This window comes from Aeromonas sp. R6-1 (genome assembly GCF_040908165.1).
GTDB lineage: Bacteria > Pseudomonadota > Gammaproteobacteria > Enterobacterales > Aeromonadaceae > Aeromonas > Aeromonas caviae.
The window spans coordinates 198,550-213,290 of sequence record NZ_JBFODF010000015.1 but is presented as its reverse complement, the minus strand read 5'-3'; the positions used below and the strand labels follow the sequence as shown (position 1 = coordinate 213,290).

Genomic DNA, 14,741 nt, shown 5'->3' with positions numbered 1-14,741 from the left:
ATAATAGATAAATCAGCCTAATAAAACGGCAAGTTAAAACAAATGATTAACACAATGGAAACTTTTATGTATTCTGCTGTCACTGGTCTGATTTCTTACCTCCTACCAGATCCATAGAATCACGCCAGCAATGAATGGGAAGAAGCTGACATAACAACAGATCATGTCGTCAATAGCCGCCAAAGAGCCGCGATGTCGACAGAAAATCTGCTTACAAAGAGAGAACACTATGACAACTGCCTTTTTCAAGAAAAGCCTGATCGCTGCGGCCGTGACCCTGGCCAGCACCCAGACCTTCGCCGCCGCGTTCCAGCTGAACGAGCACTCGGCCTCCGGTCTGGGTCGCGCCTACGCAGGTGAAGCAGCCATCGCCGACAACGCGGCCGTGCTGTCCCGCAACCCGGCGGCCATGACCACCTTCGACAAGATGGCACTGTCTGTATCCGGCACCTATATCAAGCCCGACGTGGATGTGGCTGGCGACATCTATGCCGGCCCCACCAAGCTGGCTCCGTCCAGCGAAAGCGACATCGCCCCCGATGCCTTCGTGCCGGCCACCTACTTCATCCAGCCCCTGAATGATCAGTGGGCCTGGGGGATCGGCCTCTTCTCCAACTACGGCCTCTCCACCGAATATTCCAAGACCTTCGCGGCCGGTGCCGGCGCCGGTGACACCGAGCTCCTGACCTTCAACATCAACCCCAACATCGCCTATCGCATCAACTCCAGCTTCAGCGTCGGTGCCGGCATCAATGCCGTCTACGCCGCCGCCGAGCTGAACCGTTATGCCGGTGCGCTTTCCGCCGCCATTCCGGGCGCCAACTCCGATACCCGTCTGGCTCACCTGAAGGGCGACACCTGGGGCTTTGGCTGGAACGTCGGCACCCTGTACGAGATCAACGAAAACAACCGTCTCGCCCTGACCTACCGCTCCCAGGTGGACTTGAGCTTTGACGGCGACTTCCAGGGTGCCACCTCCGGCAACCGCGTCGTCGATGGCAACCTGAAGCTGGATCTGCCGGCCCAGGCCGAGTTCGCAGGCTACCACCGCCTGAACCAGCAATTCGCTGTCCACTACTCCGTGAACTGGACCGACTGGAGCGCCTTCCAGGAGCTCAAGGCCACCAGCAGCAACTGCGCCGGCGGCGTGTGCCTGCAAAAAGACGAGAAGTTCAAGGACTCTGCCCGTTACGCCCTGGGCGGTACCTGGTACGTCAACCCGTCCTGGGAAGCCCGTATCGGCTTCGCCTACGACAACAGCCCCATCGAGCCGGAATACCGCAGCCTGAGCATTCCTGACTCCGACCGTATCTGGTACAGCGCCGGTGCCACCTACCACATCAATCCGGACATGAGCCTCGACTTCGGCATGGCCTATCTGGACGGCAAGGAAGTGGACGTGAACGAAGGCCTGCGCAACCACAGCGATGCGCTGCGCTGGAAGGGCACCTCTCACGGCAACGCCCTGCTGGCTTCCGCCCAGTTCAACATGAAATTCTGATTTTCATGTCATCATCGAGAGCGCCCCAGGGCGCTCTTTTTTTATCCAATTTCGTTATCTGAGCGCACAGCTGTAGTAAACAACTGTACTCTTTTCTTTTTTTATCAAGCTGTTATGGGTATTTCTTTCAGCATTTAATCCCGTTTTGCCCCACGTTCCCCTCTCCCCGTTGCCTTGCTGGTCATACCATATAAAATCCCGGCCCCAACCGAATAACAGAATGAACACCCAGTTCATCCCGAGGAAAGACCATGCATCCGACGTTCAAACCCTCCCTCATTGCCCTCTTGCTGCTGTCGAGCCAGGTGCAGGCTGCCGGCTTCCAGCTCGCTGAGCAATCCGCCACCGGCATGGGGCGTGCCTTCGCGGGTGAGGCCGCCATCGCCGACAATGCCAGCGTGCTCTCCCGCAATGCCGCCGCCATGACCCGATTCGATACCCTGGCCTTCTCCGGCGGCGTCATCCACGTGCACCCCGACGTCAACATCGAGGGCACCACCCGGGTGCCTACCACCCAGGGGCCGGTCAGCCTGGACGCCGGAGCCCACGACATTGCGGGTGACGCCTGGGTACCCAACGCCTATCTCATCGTGCCCCTCAGCGAGCAATGGCGCCTCGGGCTTGCCGCCACCTCCTATTACGGACTCGGGGTCAAGATGCCGGACAACTACAACGCCGGTCACTTCGGCAGCGTCTCCGACATCAAGACAGTGGATCTGGGGGCCTCCCTGGCCTATCGCATCAACCGCATCTGGTCCGTCGGGGCCGGTCTCTCCGCCATTCAGGGGGAAGGGGAAGTGGGCGGCACTTTCCCCTCCAACAACCAGATAGCCAAGCACTTGAAAGGGGATGGCTGGGCCATGGGCTGGAACCTGGGCACCCTGCTTGAGTTGTCGCAGGCAACCCGCGTCGGTCTCTCCTATCGCCACGACGTGACCCTGACCCTCTCCGGTGACGCCATCGGCATCGATCAAAGGGGCCAGCCCTTCACCGATACCGGCAGCCTGGATCTGCCCCTGCCCGCCACCGCCGAGCTGGCTCTGTTCCATCAACTCACCCCGGCCCTGGCGCTGCATTCGAGCATCAACTGGACCAACTGGAGCAAGTTCGTGCAGCTCGAATCCGAACTCGACCACCACGGCACCATGCATATCAAGGAGGAGCACTGGGAAGACAGTTGGCGCTATGCCCTGGGGATGACCTACCAGCTGGCCCCCCAGTGGCAATTGCGCTCCGGTATCGCCTACGACCGCAGCCCGGTCCCGGCGGATCGCCGCACCATCTCCATCCCCGACTCGGATCGGGTCTGGTACAGCGCTGGCGTGGGCTACCAGATTGACCGTCACCTCTCGCTGGATCTGGGGCTGACCCTGATCGACGGCAAGAAGGTGGACGTGAGCGAAACCATGCAGCTCAGGCCCGGCATCCCCCAGACCACCTCCACCTTCAATGGCACCTCGGAAGGGGATGCCTGGCTCGCCGGCCTGCAGCTCAACTACCTGTTCTGACACCCCGGGTTTCCTGACAAATAGTATGCCAGTTGTTGACCTTCCCGACCGGTCGGCACTGGCATAGTGATCCGCTTCACCATAGAATCAAGCCTGTAACCATGGTGGAGAGATGCATGTATTCCTATGTAGCAAGGCAGCCCATTCTGGATCGGGAGTTGAACACCCAAGCCTATGAGCTGCTGTTTCGCGACAGCCTGGACAATGTATTTCCCTCCGTCTCCGCACAGCAGGCCACTTCCAGGCTGGTTGCCGAGCAGTTCTTGCAGCAGAACATCGATCAGCTCATCGGAGATCACCCCTGCTACATCAATTTCCCCCACTCCCTGTTGCTGGACGGATTGGCCGAATGCCTCCCCCGTGACAAGGTGGTGATCGAGATCCTGGAGGATGCCGAGCCCGACGATGCGCTGCTGGAGAAAGTGATCCAGCTCTATGGGCTGGGCTATCGGTTGGCGCTGGATGACTTCACCATGGTCTCAGACTGGGACAGGTTCCTCCCCTACATCCATATCATCAAGTTCGACCTGCGCAGCACGCCGCAACCCTGCATCGAGCACTTCATGGCGAATCATCGCCACCTGCCCCTCACCTATCTGGCCGAGAAAGTCGAGGATCAGGCCGAGTTCGAGCGGATGAAGCAGCTCGGCGTCACCCTGTTCCAGGGATTTTTCTTCAGCCGCCCCCAGATGGTGCAACAGCCCACCATACCGCCGGCCCAGCTGGTGGTGATGCAGCTGCTCGAGGTGGTCAATCAGACCGAACCGGATCTGGACAAGATTGAGCAACTGCTCAACCAGGATCTCACCCTCTCCCTCAAGCTGTTGCGCTACATCAACCACCTCAAGCGCTTCCCCCAACCCATCGCCTCGTTTCGCCAGGCCGCAAGTTCCCTGGGGCACGCCCAGCTCAAGCGCTTCGTCGCCCTGATCGCCGCCACCAGTGCGGGGAGTGAAAAGAGCGCCGAGCTCCATCAGATGTCCCTCATCCGAGCCCGGTTCTGCGAACTGCTGGCCCAGACCCATGCGCCCGCAGAGCAGGCACAGCAAGCCTTTGTCACCGGCCTCTTCTCCCTGCTGGACGTGCTCATGGGAGAACCGCTGGATCAGCTGCTCGGCTCCATTCCCCTGACCGACGACATTCGTGCCGCCCTGCTCACCCGCAAGGGCAAACTCGGGTTCTACCTGGCGTTCTGTGAAGATTTCGAGAAAGCCGACTGGCAGCGGGTCGCCGCCAACACCGTCCGGCTCGGCCTCAACGAAGAGAAGGTCAGCCACCTCTATCTGAGCGCCACCGCCTGGGTCAACCAGCAGCTTCAGGCCATGGAAGAGCAACCGATCCACTCCCGCCAGACATGACAACGTCCCTCTTGAAGGGACGTTGTCATGTCATCAACCCGCTGCAATCTCACCCACGCATTCAGCCTGCCTCGATGGCGATGGCCGTTGCCTCCCCTCCCCCGATGCACAAGCTCGCCACCCCTCGCCTGAGGCCGCGGGTACGCAGGGCATGGATCAGGGTCACCAGGATGCGGGCGCCACTGGCGCCAAGAGGGTGCCCCAGCGCACAGGCCCCGCCGTTCACGTTCAACTTGTGATGGGGAATGCCGCACCCGGCCATGGCCAGCATGCTCACCATGGCGAATGCCTCGTTCACCTCGAACAGATCCACCTCCTCCACCGACCAGCCCACCCGGGCCAGCAACTTGTCGATGGCGCCGACGGGGGCACTGGTAAACTCCGCCGGCAAGGCGGCGTGACTCTGGTAACCCACTACCCTGGCCAGCACCGGCAATCCGAGCCGGGCAGCGGTCTCGCCCCGCATCAGCACCAGGGCTGCAGCTCCGTCCGAGATGGAGCTTGCATTGGCCGCCGTGATGGTACCGTGCTTGCTGAAGGCCGGCTTGAGGCCGGGGATCTTGTCGGGCCTGGCCTTGCCCGGTTGCTCATCCTCGGCCAGCAGCAAGGTATCCTCAGAGGTCATGACGGGAGCCAGTTCCGCGGCAAAGGCACCGCTGCGCTGCGCCGTCAGCGCCCGCTCCAGGGAGGCGATGGCAAAGGTATCCATGTCGGCCCGGGTCAGTCCGCTGCGATCGGCACTCAACTGGGCGTAATGACCCATCAGATGGCCTTCGTAGGCATCCTGCAAGCCGTCCAGGAACATGTGATCGAGCACGCTCTGATGCCCCATGCGAAAACCGCTGCGCGCCTTGTCCAGCAGATAGGGGGCGCGGCTCATGCTCTCCATGCCCCCCGCCACCACGACCTCGGCCTCCCCCAGGCGCAGGCTGTCCGCCGCCAGCATCACCGCCTTCATGCCGGAGCCGCACACCTTGTTGATGGTGGTGCAGGGCACGCTGTCCGGCAGCCCCCCCTTGAGCGCCGCCTGGCGGGCTGGCGCCTGGCCGACCCCTGCGCTCAGCACGTTGCCCATATAGACCTCATTGACCTGCTCCCCCGTCATCCCGGCCTGCGCCAGCGCGGCGCGGATGGCGCAGGCGCCAAGCTCGGGGGCACCGAGCCCGCTCAGGGCCCCCTGGAAGGCCCCCATGGGGGTACGTTTGGCCGCCACAATCACGATATCCATCGATAGCACTCTCCTTGTTACATCGGGATAACATATGCCGCGGCCGCGACGGGAACAAGACTTGCGGGGAAGTTGACGTTTGGGTAAGGTGCCAGCCTGCATTGACAACCAGATGGCAGCCAAGACAGCCCCATGACCAAATCCAGGGACGACACCCGCACTTTCAGCATCAGCGAACTGGCTCGCGAGTTCGATGTGACCACCCGCAGCATCCGCTTCTACGAGGATCAGGGCCTGCTCAACCCGACCCGCCAGGGACAGCACAGGATCTACAGCCGTCAGGACAGGGTGCGGCTCAAGCTGACCCTGCGTGGCAAGCGTCTGGGCTTCAGCCTCGCAGAGATCCGGGAGCTGTTCGATCTCTACGATGCGGACAAGAGCAGCCGCTCCCAGTTGCAGACCATGCTGGGGCTGGTGGCCGACAAGCGGGAAACCCTGCAGCAACAGCTGGAAGATATCCAGATGGTCCTGCTGGAGCTGGAGGCGGCCGAACAGCGCTGCCGCCAGGCCCTGGCACACCTCTCTCCCTGAGGCACGCAGACGGGCGAGGCGAGCGGGGAACACCGCCAGCAAATAGACACAAATGAAAGAGGGAGGCTTGAAGCCTCCCTCTTGTCATGCACGGTGGATGACCCGATATCAGGCCTCCTTGCTCCAGCGGTTCGGATCGTAATCCGGGCTGTAGCGATCGACGATGATGGCGCAGGCCGCATCACCGGTGATGTTCAGCGCGGTCCGGATCATGTCGAACAGACGATCCAGCGCGAACAGCAGCGGCAGACCCTCGATGGGGATCCCGGCCGCCAGCAGCACGGCAACCACCAGGAAGCTCGGGCCCGGCACACCGGCCTGACCGATGGCACCCAGGGTGGAGGTGACGATGATCGCCGCCCAGGCACCCATGGAGAGATCGATGTTGTAGACCTGGGCGAAGAAGATGGCGACCAGGCCGTAATAAATGGCGTTGCCGCTCATGTTGATGGTGGCGCCCAGCGGCAGCACGAAGGACGCGGTGGCGTTGGTCACCTTCAGATCGCGCTCGCAGGTCTCCATGTTGACCGGCAGGGTCGCCATGGAAGAGGCGGTGGAGAAGGCCACGATCTGCGGTTTCTTCATCGCGGAGAAGTACTTGCGTACCGGCGTGTTGGAGAAGAACGCGATCAGCAGCGGATAGACCACGAAGCCGAAGATGAGGATGGCGGCGACATAGACGACGAACAGCTTGAGCACCAGGGTCAGCACGTCGAAGCCGTAGGTGCCGATGGCGTCGGCCATCAGGCCGAAGACGCCGATGGGGGCGATCAGCATCACCTTGTTGATCATCCAGACGAAGGCGTCCACCAGGGTGTTGAGCCCATCCACCAGCGGCTTGGCGCGCTCGCGGGGCTGCTTGGCCAGGGCGATGCCGAGGAACATGCAGAACACCAGGATCTGCAGGATGTTGGCCTCGTTCAAGGCGCTGAACACGTTGGTCGGGATCATGCCAAGCAGGGTGGCCACTGCATCGGGCAGTGCCCCCTTGTCGGCGTAGTCGCCGGAGAACATGGCCGCGGTGGCGCCAAAGTCAACACCCACACCGGGTTTGAACACCTGACCCATCACCAACGCCAGGAACACCGCCAGTGCGGAGGTGACGAGGAAGAAAGCGAGCGTGGTGACGCCAATCTTGCCAGCAGCGGGGCTGGCCCCCAGGTTGGCGGCCCCGGACAGGATGGCCACCGCTACCAGCGGGATCACCAGCATCTTGATCAGCTGGATAAACAGGGTGCCGAGCGGCGCAAACACCGTGGCTTGCTCTCCCATGAGCGCCCCGACCAGCGCGCCCAGCACCATGGCCACCACTACCTGGAAGCCGATGTTTTTGATTAATCCTTTTGTTAACACAGAATGTTCCTTTATTTAGCAATTACTCACACTTTTACAGCGTAAATGACCACCCAGAGCGTCAAATCCTCTCCATTGCTCTGGCGGTGCGCTTTATCTCATATTTGCGCCCCGTTTTACATCAGAATCCGTTAACGAAATGCATTGATAACTTTATGAGAAAGTAAAGCCTCAAAAGAGACACGGCTGTTTTTGCTCCTTTTACCATGACAACATCCAAAACAGTGTGCTACGTTGGCTCTGCAAACGTGCATACAGGGAAGAAAAGATGCTGAAAGTTAACGAGTATTTTGACGGAAATGTTAAATCCATCGGTTTCGAGCAAAAAGGCGAGAAAGCTACCGTTGGTGTGATGGAAGCGGGCGAGTACCTGTTCAATACCGCCGCCCCGGAGCGCATGACGGTGATCAAGGGCGCCCTCACCATCCAGTTGGCCGACGAAGATGAGTGGCACACCTACCAGCAGGGGGAATCCTTCGACGTGGCCGGTCACTCCTCCTTCAAGCTGGAAGTGAAGATCGCCTCCGCCTATCTGTGCGAGTTCCTCGACTGATGTATCACGGGCGCCATGGGATGCCGAGCGGCTCCCCCATGGCGCGTCTATCCCGCGCCCATTTCCCTACCGCCATCACACCCCGCTATCTCCCCCCTTTTCAACGACTACAAAAAATTTACAATGTTTAGACGAAATCCATAATTGGAGTACGTCATGATCAGTGTCTTCGACATGTTTTCCATCGGGATAGGCCCCTCCTCCTCCCATACCGTGGGACCGATGCGGGCCGCCTGCGCCTTCATCCAGACCCTCAAAGCGAACGCACTCCTCTCCCGTACCGGACGCGTTGTCGTCGAGTGCTACGGCTCACTGGGCCAGACCGGCAAGGGGCACGGCACCGGCAAGGCCATCATCCTGGGATTGGCCGGATTTGAACCCGAATCCGTGGACATCGAGGCCATTCCCGCCTTCCTCGCCCAGGTAGAGCAGACCCAGACCCTCTGCCTGGGCGGCGAGCAACCCAGCGAATTTCCTCGCATCGGCGCCATCCTCTTCAACCGGCGCAAAACCCTTCCCGCCCACTCCAACGGCATGACATTGCGCGCCTATGAGGGTGACACCCTTGTGTTCGAGCAGACCTACTACTCCATCGGGGGCGGTTTCATCATCGAGGAGAGTCACTTCGCCAACGCCCGGGAAGAGGCGGCCCGCTTCGATGCCGCCCACCCCATCCCCTATCCCTTCGAGAGCGGCGCCGAACTGCTGGCCCAGTGCCAGGAGAGCGGCCTCTCAATCTCGGGGCTGATGTTGGCCAACGAGAAGGTGTTTCGCTCGGAAGCGGAGATCAAGGCCGGGCTTCGCAAGATCTGGCAGGCGATGCAGGGGTGTGTGGAGCGTGGCTGCAAGAGCGAGGGGGTGCTGCCAGGCGGCCTCAAGGTCAAGCGTCGGGCTCCCGCCCTCTATCGCCAGCTCTGTGGCGAAACCAATTTCAACAAGGATCCGCTGATGGTGATGGAGTGGGTGGACCTCTTTGCGCTGGCCGTCAACGAGGAGAACGCCGCCGGAGGCCGCGTGGTGACGGCGCCGACCAACGGCGCCGCCGGCATCATCCCCGCCGTGTTGCACTATTACGATCGCTTCGTGCGCAAGGTGGATGACGAGCTGCTGATGCAGTACTTCCTCACTGCCGCCGCCATCGGCATCCTCTACAAGAAGAATGCCTCCCTCTCGGGGGCCGAGGTCGGCTGTCAGGGCGAGGTCGGCGTGGCCTGCTCCATGGCCGCTGGTGCCCTGGCCGAGCTGCTGGGTGCCAGTCCCGCCATCGTCGAGAACGCCGCCGAGATCGGCATGGAGCACAATCTCGGGCTGACCTGCGATCCCGTCGGTGGCCTGGTGCAGGTGCCCTGCATCGAGCGCAACGCCATGGGCGCGGTCAAGGCGATCAATGCCGCCCGCCTCGCCCTGCGCGGCACCGGCGAGCACAAGGTGTCGCTGGACAAGGTGATCAGAACCATGTGGGAAACCGGCAACGACATGAAGACCAAGTACAAGGAGACCGCCCGGGGCGGCCTTGCCGTCAACATCACCGAGTGTTAAGCCTCTGTGATAAAGCCGCATATGGCACTCGAATACCCGGCATCGCCGGGTATTTTTTTGCAAAACGTTTGTCTGGCGCTTAACAAAATGGATAACCATCAAAATAAATTTTATACTCGCGCCACGAATTCAACAAAAATAGATCTGTTTCAACTTTTTTTAGGCATTGAACCGTTACACTGTGGTTATCCGGTTCCCTGGCCTTTGTGACGACAGACCCGTCCCATGGATCCCTTTTCTGCGAGTGGGCATGGCGCCCCCTTCTACCCTGAGGTAATTGTTACATGATCAGCGTTTTTGATATCTTCAAAATCGGTGTTGGCCCCTCCTCTTCCCACACTGTCGGCCCCATGAAGGCAGCCAAACAGTTCGTGGATGAACTGCGTGCTGGCGGCAAGATCCGTGACATCACCCGGATCCAGGTCGATGTCTATGGCTCACTCTCCTGGACCGGCAAAGGCCACCACACGGATACCGCCATCATCATGGGTCTGGCGGGCAACCTGCCGGAGAACGTCGACATCGACGCCATCCCCGAATTCATCTCCCGCGTGGAGCAGACCGGTCGTCTGCCCATCGGCCTGCACTGCCACACCGTCAGCTTCCCCAAGGGCGCCATGATCTTCCATGACGAGGCCCTGCCCCTGCACGAAAACGGCATGAGGCTGACCGCCTTCATCGAAGATGACGCCGTCTACAGCAAGACCTACTACTCCATCGGCGGTGGCTTCATCGTCGACGAAGAGAACTTTGGCAAGGGTGACAGCGGCGACATGTCCGTCAGCTATCCCTTCAAGAGTGCCGCCGAGCTCATCGCCCACTGCAGCCAGAGCGGTCTCTCCATCTCCGCCCTGATGATGGAAAACGAGAAGTGCTTCAACACCCCGGAAGAGATCTACAAGAAGCTCGGCAAGATCTGGACCACCATGCGGGAAGGGATCGAGCGCGGCTGCCGCACCGAGGGCGTCCTCTCCGGCCCGCTGCGCGTACCGCGCCGCGCCGCGCCGCTCTACCGCCAGCTGACCACCAACGAGAACCTCTCCAACGATCCCATGAACATCGTGGACTGGGTCAACATGTTCGCCCTGGCGGTGAGTGAAGAGAACGCCGCCGGTGGCCGCGTCGTCACCGCGCCGACCAACGGCGCCGCCGGCATCATCCCCGCCGTGCTGGCCTACTACGACAAGTTCATCCAGCCGGTGGGCCGCGACGAGTACACCCGCTTCTATCTGGCCGCTGCCGCCGTCGGCATGCTCTACAAGATGAACGCATCCATCTCCGGCGCCGAAGTGGGCTGCCAGGGTGAAGTGGGCGTCTCCTGCTCCATGGCCGCCGCCGGCCTGACCGAGCTGATGGGCGGCAGCCCCGAGCACGTCTGTGAAGCCGCCGAGATCGGCATGGAACACAACCTGGGTCTGACCTGCGACCCGGTGGCCGGCCAGGTACAGGTACCCTGCATCGAGCGCAATGCCATCGCTGCCATGAAGGCGGTCAACGCCTCCCGCATGGCCCTGCGTCGCACCTCCAAGCCGCGCGTGTCGCTGGACAAGGTGATCGAGACCATGTACATCACCGGCAAGGACATGGACTCCAAGTACCGCGAGACCTCCCGCGGTGGCCTGGCCATCAAGGTGATGCAGGTTGCCTGCGACTAACGCCGAGTCGCGATGACATGAAAAAAGCGGGATATATTCCCGCTTTTTTTTTGGTCGCGATTTAAAGGGCAGCGTTCCTGAATAAAGGGAGGCCGACAAGGGATAAAAAGAGACGGGCATATCACCTCCACCCGTTCGCCGTGACAGGAGAACAGGGGAGAGCTATTTCACGATGCGATCGGCCAGGGTACCGACGGCCACCACGAAATAGGGGGAGCGATTCCAGTGACGCAGTACCCGGTAATTGTCATAGGCAAGGTAGCTTCGCCCGTGAATATCGTCGGGGCGGATGAGGGAGGCCTGCATGTCGACCCTGGGCAGGGGGGAGCCGTCCAGTTGCCGCACCCCGAGCGCCTGCCAGGCCGACAGCGGCTTGCGGATCTCAAGCCCCAGCAGCGCCGGATCGAGCGCCTCGGGCACCCTCACCCGCCGTCCCCAGGTCTGGTCTTCACGCCAGCCGTTCTGGCTCAGATAATTGGCAGCCGATCCAAATACATCCGCCAGATTGCCCCAGAGATCCTTCTTGCCGTCCCCGTCCTGATCCACCGCGTATCGCAGGAATGACGAGGGCATGAACTGCACCTGTCCCATGGCCCCCGCCCAGGATCCCTTGAAGTGGGCGGGGTTCACATGTCCCTGCTCCAGAATGCGCAGGGCATCGAACAACTCGCCTTTGAAGAAGGCTTCACGGCGACCGTCCCAGGCCAGGGTCGAGAGAGAAGAGATAAGGGGATAATGACCGGTTATTTTGCCGAAATTGGTTTCAATTCCCCACAAGGCAACAATAAAGCGGGGTTGAACCCCATATTCCCGGCCTATTTTTGTGAGCAGCGGCAAATGCTGGCGATATAAGGTTTGGGCTTGCTTGACTTTCCATTCCGGCACCGCTCGGGGAATATATGTGTCCAGGGTCAGTTTGAATTCCGGCTGATTTTTGTCGTGCCTGATGGCGGCATCGACAAGGTGGACATCCGCAAAGGCCGCACTCACCGTCTCGGGCAACATGCCCGCCGCCAGCGCCTGCTCTTTGAGGCTTGCCACGTACTGGTCAAAATCGGGGCCGGCCTGCACCGGCGATCCCGACAGGGCGCCTGACAACAGCAGTGCCAGCCGCCCCGCCCTCATCGTGCGTCCTTTAATTGCGCCTTGTGCTGCTCCAGCAGGTTTTCCGGTGGCGGTGGCACCTGCAGATAAAAGCCCTGGCTCTTCAGGGCGGCCATCACCCGCTCCGTGGAGGCCAGCCCCAGGGGCTTGGCCGGGTCCAGTTTGGTCATCAGGACCAGTTCGGGACGCCCGAAGGTACTCATCAGCACCTCGGGAACGCGGGAAAAGTCCTCTCTTCGTTCAATAAAGAGATAGGTCTCGGCTTTTTTGCGACTTTTATAGACTGCACACAACATGGAAATTGATATAATCCGACGGGTTTATTGCCTCTGGTGGTGGCAAACTATAACATCAGGAATTGAATAACAATAACGTATTACCGTCTCGGTTCGGGGAAGATTCATGGTTGAACGCGATAACGAATTGAAAGGGACCACCTTCACTATTTCTGTGTTGCATCTCAGCGATGGCAATCCGGCCCGGATCCGACAACTGCTGGAGGCCAAGGTCGCGCAGGCCCCCCAGTTTTTTAATTGTGCCCCCCTCGTCCTCAATGTGGAACGCCTCGAGGCGATCCCCGATTTCGAACAGCTCAGGGAGCTGGTCGAGTCGGAAGACTTCGTGCTGGTCGGGATCACGGGGGCGCGGGACGAGGCGATGAAGACGGCCGCCAAGGCGGCAGGCCTCGCCGTCATGGTGTCAGGCAAGAGCCGCAAGGCAGAGCCTGAACCGACGCCGCCAGTGCCTGAGCCCAAGCCAGTGGAGGCCGCACCGGTTCCTCCGGTGCCAGCGCCCGTGGAGGCAAGCAAGGTCCACGTGGGCCCGGTGCGCTCCGGTCAGCAGATCTATGCAGCCGGCACCTCGCTGGTGGTGCTGGGCTCGGTGAGCCCTGGCGCCGAAGTCATCGCCGATGACAGCATCCATGTTTATGGTGCCCTGCGTGGCCGAGCCATCGCAGGGGCCAAGGGCAATCCCAAGGCCCGCATTTATTGCCAGCAATTGCAGGCCGAGCTGCTCTCCATCGCGGGCACCTTCCAGCTCAGCGATGCATTGCCTGCAGGCGTGATACAAGAGCCGGTCCATATCCGGCTCGACAATGAACAACTTCGTATAGACCGAATCAAATAGAGTTACAAGGAAGCGAGAATGGCGCGAATCATAGTCGTTACATCGGGCAAGGGTGGCGTTGGCAAGACGACAACCAGCGCGGCACTGAGCACCGGTCTGGCCCAGCGTGGCCACAAGACCGTGGTCATCGATTTTGACATTGGTCTGAGAAACCTGGATCTCATCATGGGTTGCGAGCGGCGCGTGGTCTATGACTTCGTCAACGTCATCAACGGGGAAGCCAACCTCAACCAGGCCCTCATCAAGGACAAGCGTTGCGAAAACCTGTTCATCCTGCCCGCCTCCCAGACCCGTGACAAGGATGCCCTGACCCGTGAAGGGGTGGAGAAGATCCTGGATCAGCTGGCGGAGATGCAGTTTGACTACATCGTCTGCGACTCCCCCGCCGGTATCGAATCCGGTGCCCTGATGGCGCTCTATTTCGCCGACGAGGCCATCGTCACCACCAACCCGGAAGTCTCTTCCGTGCGTGACTCGGATCGCATCCTCGGTATCCTGGCCTCCAAGTCCCGCCGTGCCGAGCGCGGTGAGGATCCCATCAAGGAGCACCTGCTGCTGACCCGCTACTGCCCGACCCGCGTCAACCGCGGCGACATGCTGAGCGTGCAGGACGTACAGGAGATCCTGGCCATCAAACTGCTCGGGGTGATCCCGGAGTCCCAGGCGGTGCTGCGCGCCTCCAACTCCGGCGAGCCGGTCATTCTGGACAAGGAGTCCGATGCCGGTCAGGCCTACGAGGACGCCGTCGCCCGTCTGCTGGGTGACACCAAGGATTTCCGTTTTCTGGAAGAAGAGAAGAAGGGCTTCTTTAGCCGACTGTTCGGGAGTTAAGCATGTCATTATTGGATTATTTTCGTTCCAACAAGAAACAGAACACCGCACAACTGGCCAAAGAGCGGTTGCAGATCATCGTGGCTCACGAGCGTTCATCCAGAGGGGGGCCGGATTACCTGCCCCAGCTCAAGCAGGACATCCTCGACGTGATCCGCAAATACGTGCAGATCGACCCGGACAAGATCACCGTCCAGCTTGATCAGAAGAGTGACGAGTTGTCGGTGCTGGAGCTCAACATCACCTTCGCCGACGACCAGAAGAAGGGATGAGCTGACGCACCATGCGCGACCCCTTCCCCCAATGAAGACCGGATCCTTTCCCAGGATCCGGTTTTTTAATGCCTTGCGTCCCGGCATCTCGCCAAGGGCATCAGGGCCAGCTAGAATACCGCGCACCCCGAGGCGCTGCCGACGGACTTTCCCTCCCCCCTTATCTGGAACACGGCTTTT

The 14,741-nt window shown here is 60.6% G+C and carries 14 protein-coding genes; 10 read left to right on the top strand and 4 right to left on the bottom strand.

Features of this window, described 5'->3' with window-relative positions:
• Nucleotides 1–229: 229 nt before the first annotated feature.
• The 3 genes from AB5Y68_RS03500 (at nt 230) to AB5Y68_RS03490 (ending at nt 4,367) form a co-directional block, all read left to right on the top strand.
• Nucleotides 230–1,501, top strand: coding sequence for an outer membrane protein transport protein (locus AB5Y68_RS03500; RefSeq protein WP_039039109.1), 1,272 nt, complete (start codon nt 230–232; stop codon nt 1,499–1,501).
• 251 nt (nt 1,502–1,752) lie between these two features.
• On the top strand, nt 1,753–3,009 hold the full coding sequence (locus AB5Y68_RS03495) for an outer membrane protein transport protein (protein WP_039039108.1): 1,257 nt from the start codon (nt 1,753–1,755) through the stop codon (nt 3,007–3,009).
• A gap of 116 nt (nt 3,010–3,125) precedes the next feature.
• Complete coding sequence (locus AB5Y68_RS03490) at nt 3,126–4,367, top strand: EAL and HDOD domain-containing protein (protein ID WP_039039107.1); 1,242 nt, start codon at nt 3,126–3,128, stop codon at nt 4,365–4,367.
• A 61-nt stretch (nt 4,368–4,428) separates the two neighbouring features.
• Here the strand turns inward: AB5Y68_RS03490 and AB5Y68_RS03485 are convergent, their stop codons facing one another.
• The gene (locus tag AB5Y68_RS03485; RefSeq protein ID WP_039039106.1) at nt 4,429–5,595 is read right to left on the bottom strand and encodes a thiolase family protein; all 1,167 of its coding nucleotides are present in this window, start codon (nt 5,593–5,595) and stop codon (nt 4,429–4,431) included.
• Nucleotides 5,596–5,727: 132 nt separating this feature from the next.
• Between AB5Y68_RS03485 and AB5Y68_RS03480 the strand changes: the two genes are divergently transcribed.
• Nucleotides 5,728–6,126 carry a MerR family DNA-binding transcriptional regulator gene (locus AB5Y68_RS03480; protein WP_010674655.1) on the top strand — a complete coding sequence of 133 codons (399 nt, stop codon included), beginning with the start codon at nt 5,728–5,730 and terminating at the stop codon, nt 6,124–6,126.
• A gap of 108 nt (nt 6,127–6,234) precedes the next feature.
• On the opposite strand, the gene AB5Y68_RS03475 is transcribed toward AB5Y68_RS03480, so the two are convergent.
• On the bottom strand, nt 6,235–7,479 hold the full coding sequence (locus tag AB5Y68_RS03475) for a dicarboxylate/amino acid:cation symporter (protein ID WP_039039105.1): 1,245 nt from the start codon (nt 7,477–7,479) through the stop codon (nt 6,235–6,237).
• 268 nt (nt 7,480–7,747) lie between these two features.
• Here AB5Y68_RS03475 and AB5Y68_RS03470 point away from each other — a divergent pair, with 268 nt between their 5' ends.
• The 3 genes from AB5Y68_RS03470 to AB5Y68_RS03460 all read left to right on the top strand — a co-directional run bounded on the left by AB5Y68_RS03470 (nt 7,748) and on the right by AB5Y68_RS03460 (nt 11,226).
• Nucleotides 7,748–8,032, top strand: a complete 285-nt coding sequence (locus AB5Y68_RS03470) for a pyrimidine/purine nucleoside phosphorylase (protein ID WP_010674653.1) — start codon at nt 7,748–7,750, stop codon at nt 8,030–8,032.
• Nucleotides 8,033–8,188: 156 nt separating this feature from the next.
• Nucleotides 8,189–9,571: an L-serine ammonia-lyase gene (locus AB5Y68_RS03465; protein WP_010674652.1), complete on the top strand. Its 1,383-nt coding sequence runs from the start codon at nt 8,189–8,191 to the stop codon at nt 9,569–9,571.
• Between the two features lie 284 nt (nt 9,572–9,855).
• On the top strand, nt 9,856–11,226 hold the full coding sequence (locus tag AB5Y68_RS03460) for an L-serine ammonia-lyase (protein WP_039039104.1): 1,371 nt from the start codon (nt 9,856–9,858) through the stop codon (nt 11,224–11,226).
• Nucleotides 11,227–11,388: 162 nt separating this feature from the next.
• Here the strand turns inward: AB5Y68_RS03460 and AB5Y68_RS03455 are convergent, their stop codons facing one another.
• Together AB5Y68_RS03455 and AB5Y68_RS03450 are read right to left on the bottom strand one after the other, a co-directional pair.
• Nucleotides 11,389–12,351 (bottom strand): lytic transglycosylase domain-containing protein, encoded by a 963-nt coding sequence (locus AB5Y68_RS03455; protein ID WP_039039103.1) that lies wholly within the window; start codon nt 12,349–12,351, stop codon nt 11,389–11,391.
• On the bottom strand, nt 12,348–12,626 hold the full coding sequence (locus tag AB5Y68_RS03450) for a YcgL domain-containing protein (RefSeq protein WP_039039102.1): 279 nt from the start codon (nt 12,624–12,626) through the stop codon (nt 12,348–12,350). The genes AB5Y68_RS03455 and AB5Y68_RS03450 overlap by 4 nt, the downstream gene beginning before the upstream one ends.
• A gap of 106 nt (nt 12,627–12,732) precedes the next feature.
• On the opposite strand from AB5Y68_RS03450, the gene minC reads away from it, so the two are divergent.
• The 3 genes from minC to minE are packed head-to-tail and all read left to right on the top strand — an operon-like array spanning nt 12,733 to nt 14,561.
• Nucleotides 12,733–13,458: a septum site-determining protein MinC gene (gene minC, locus AB5Y68_RS03445; RefSeq protein ID WP_039039101.1), complete on the top strand. Its 726-nt coding sequence runs from the start codon at nt 12,733–12,735 to the stop codon at nt 13,456–13,458.
• Nucleotides 13,459–13,476: 18 nt separating this feature from the next.
• Nucleotides 13,477–14,289, top strand: coding sequence for a septum site-determining protein MinD (minD, locus tag AB5Y68_RS03440; RefSeq protein ID WP_010674647.1), 813 nt, complete (start codon nt 13,477–13,479; stop codon nt 14,287–14,289).
• A gap of 2 nt (nt 14,290–14,291) precedes the next feature.
• On the top strand, nt 14,292–14,561 hold the full coding sequence (minE, locus tag AB5Y68_RS03435; RefSeq protein ID WP_010674646.1) for a cell division topological specificity factor MinE: 270 nt from the start codon (nt 14,292–14,294) through the stop codon (nt 14,559–14,561).
• Nucleotides 14,562–14,741 lie beyond the last annotated feature (180 nt).

Excerpts from the sequence above, each read along its gene's own strand:
- AB5Y68_RS03455 (WP_039039103.1), bottom strand. The coding sequence starts at position 12,351 with ATGAGGGCGGGGCGGCTGGCACTGCTGTTGTCAGGCGCCCTGTCGGGA.
- AB5Y68_RS03480 (WP_010674655.1), top strand. The coding sequence starts at position 5,728 with ATGACCAAATCCAGGGACGACACCCGCACTTTCAGCATCAGCGAACTG.
- AB5Y68_RS03460 (WP_039039104.1), top strand. The coding sequence starts at position 9,856 with ATGATCAGCGTTTTTGATATCTTCAAAATCGGTGTTGGCCCCTCCTCT.
- minE (WP_010674646.1), top strand. The coding sequence starts at position 14,292 with ATGTCATTATTGGATTATTTTCGTTCCAACAAGAAACAGAACACCGCA.
- minC (WP_039039101.1), top strand. The coding sequence starts at position 12,733 with ATGGTTGAACGCGATAACGAATTGAAAGGGACCACCTTCACTATTTCT.
- AB5Y68_RS03470 (WP_010674653.1), top strand. The coding sequence starts at position 7,748 with ATGCTGAAAGTTAACGAGTATTTTGACGGAAATGTTAAATCCATCGGT.
- AB5Y68_RS03500 (WP_039039109.1), top strand. The coding sequence starts at position 230 with ATGACAACTGCCTTTTTCAAGAAAAGCCTGATCGCTGCGGCCGTGACC.
- minD (WP_010674647.1), top strand. The coding sequence starts at position 13,477 with ATGGCGCGAATCATAGTCGTTACATCGGGCAAGGGTGGCGTTGGCAAG.
- AB5Y68_RS03495 (WP_039039108.1), top strand. The coding sequence starts at position 1,753 with ATGCATCCGACGTTCAAACCCTCCCTCATTGCCCTCTTGCTGCTGTCG.
- AB5Y68_RS03490 (WP_039039107.1), top strand. The coding sequence starts at position 3,126 with ATGTATTCCTATGTAGCAAGGCAGCCCATTCTGGATCGGGAGTTGAAC.
- AB5Y68_RS03465 (WP_010674652.1), top strand. The coding sequence starts at position 8,189 with ATGATCAGTGTCTTCGACATGTTTTCCATCGGGATAGGCCCCTCCTCC.
- AB5Y68_RS03450 (WP_039039102.1), bottom strand. The coding sequence starts at position 12,626 with ATGTTGTGTGCAGTCTATAAAAGTCGCAAAAAAGCCGAGACCTATCTC.
- AB5Y68_RS03485 (WP_039039106.1), bottom strand. The coding sequence starts at position 5,595 with ATGGATATCGTGATTGTGGCGGCCAAACGTACCCCCATGGGGGCCTTC.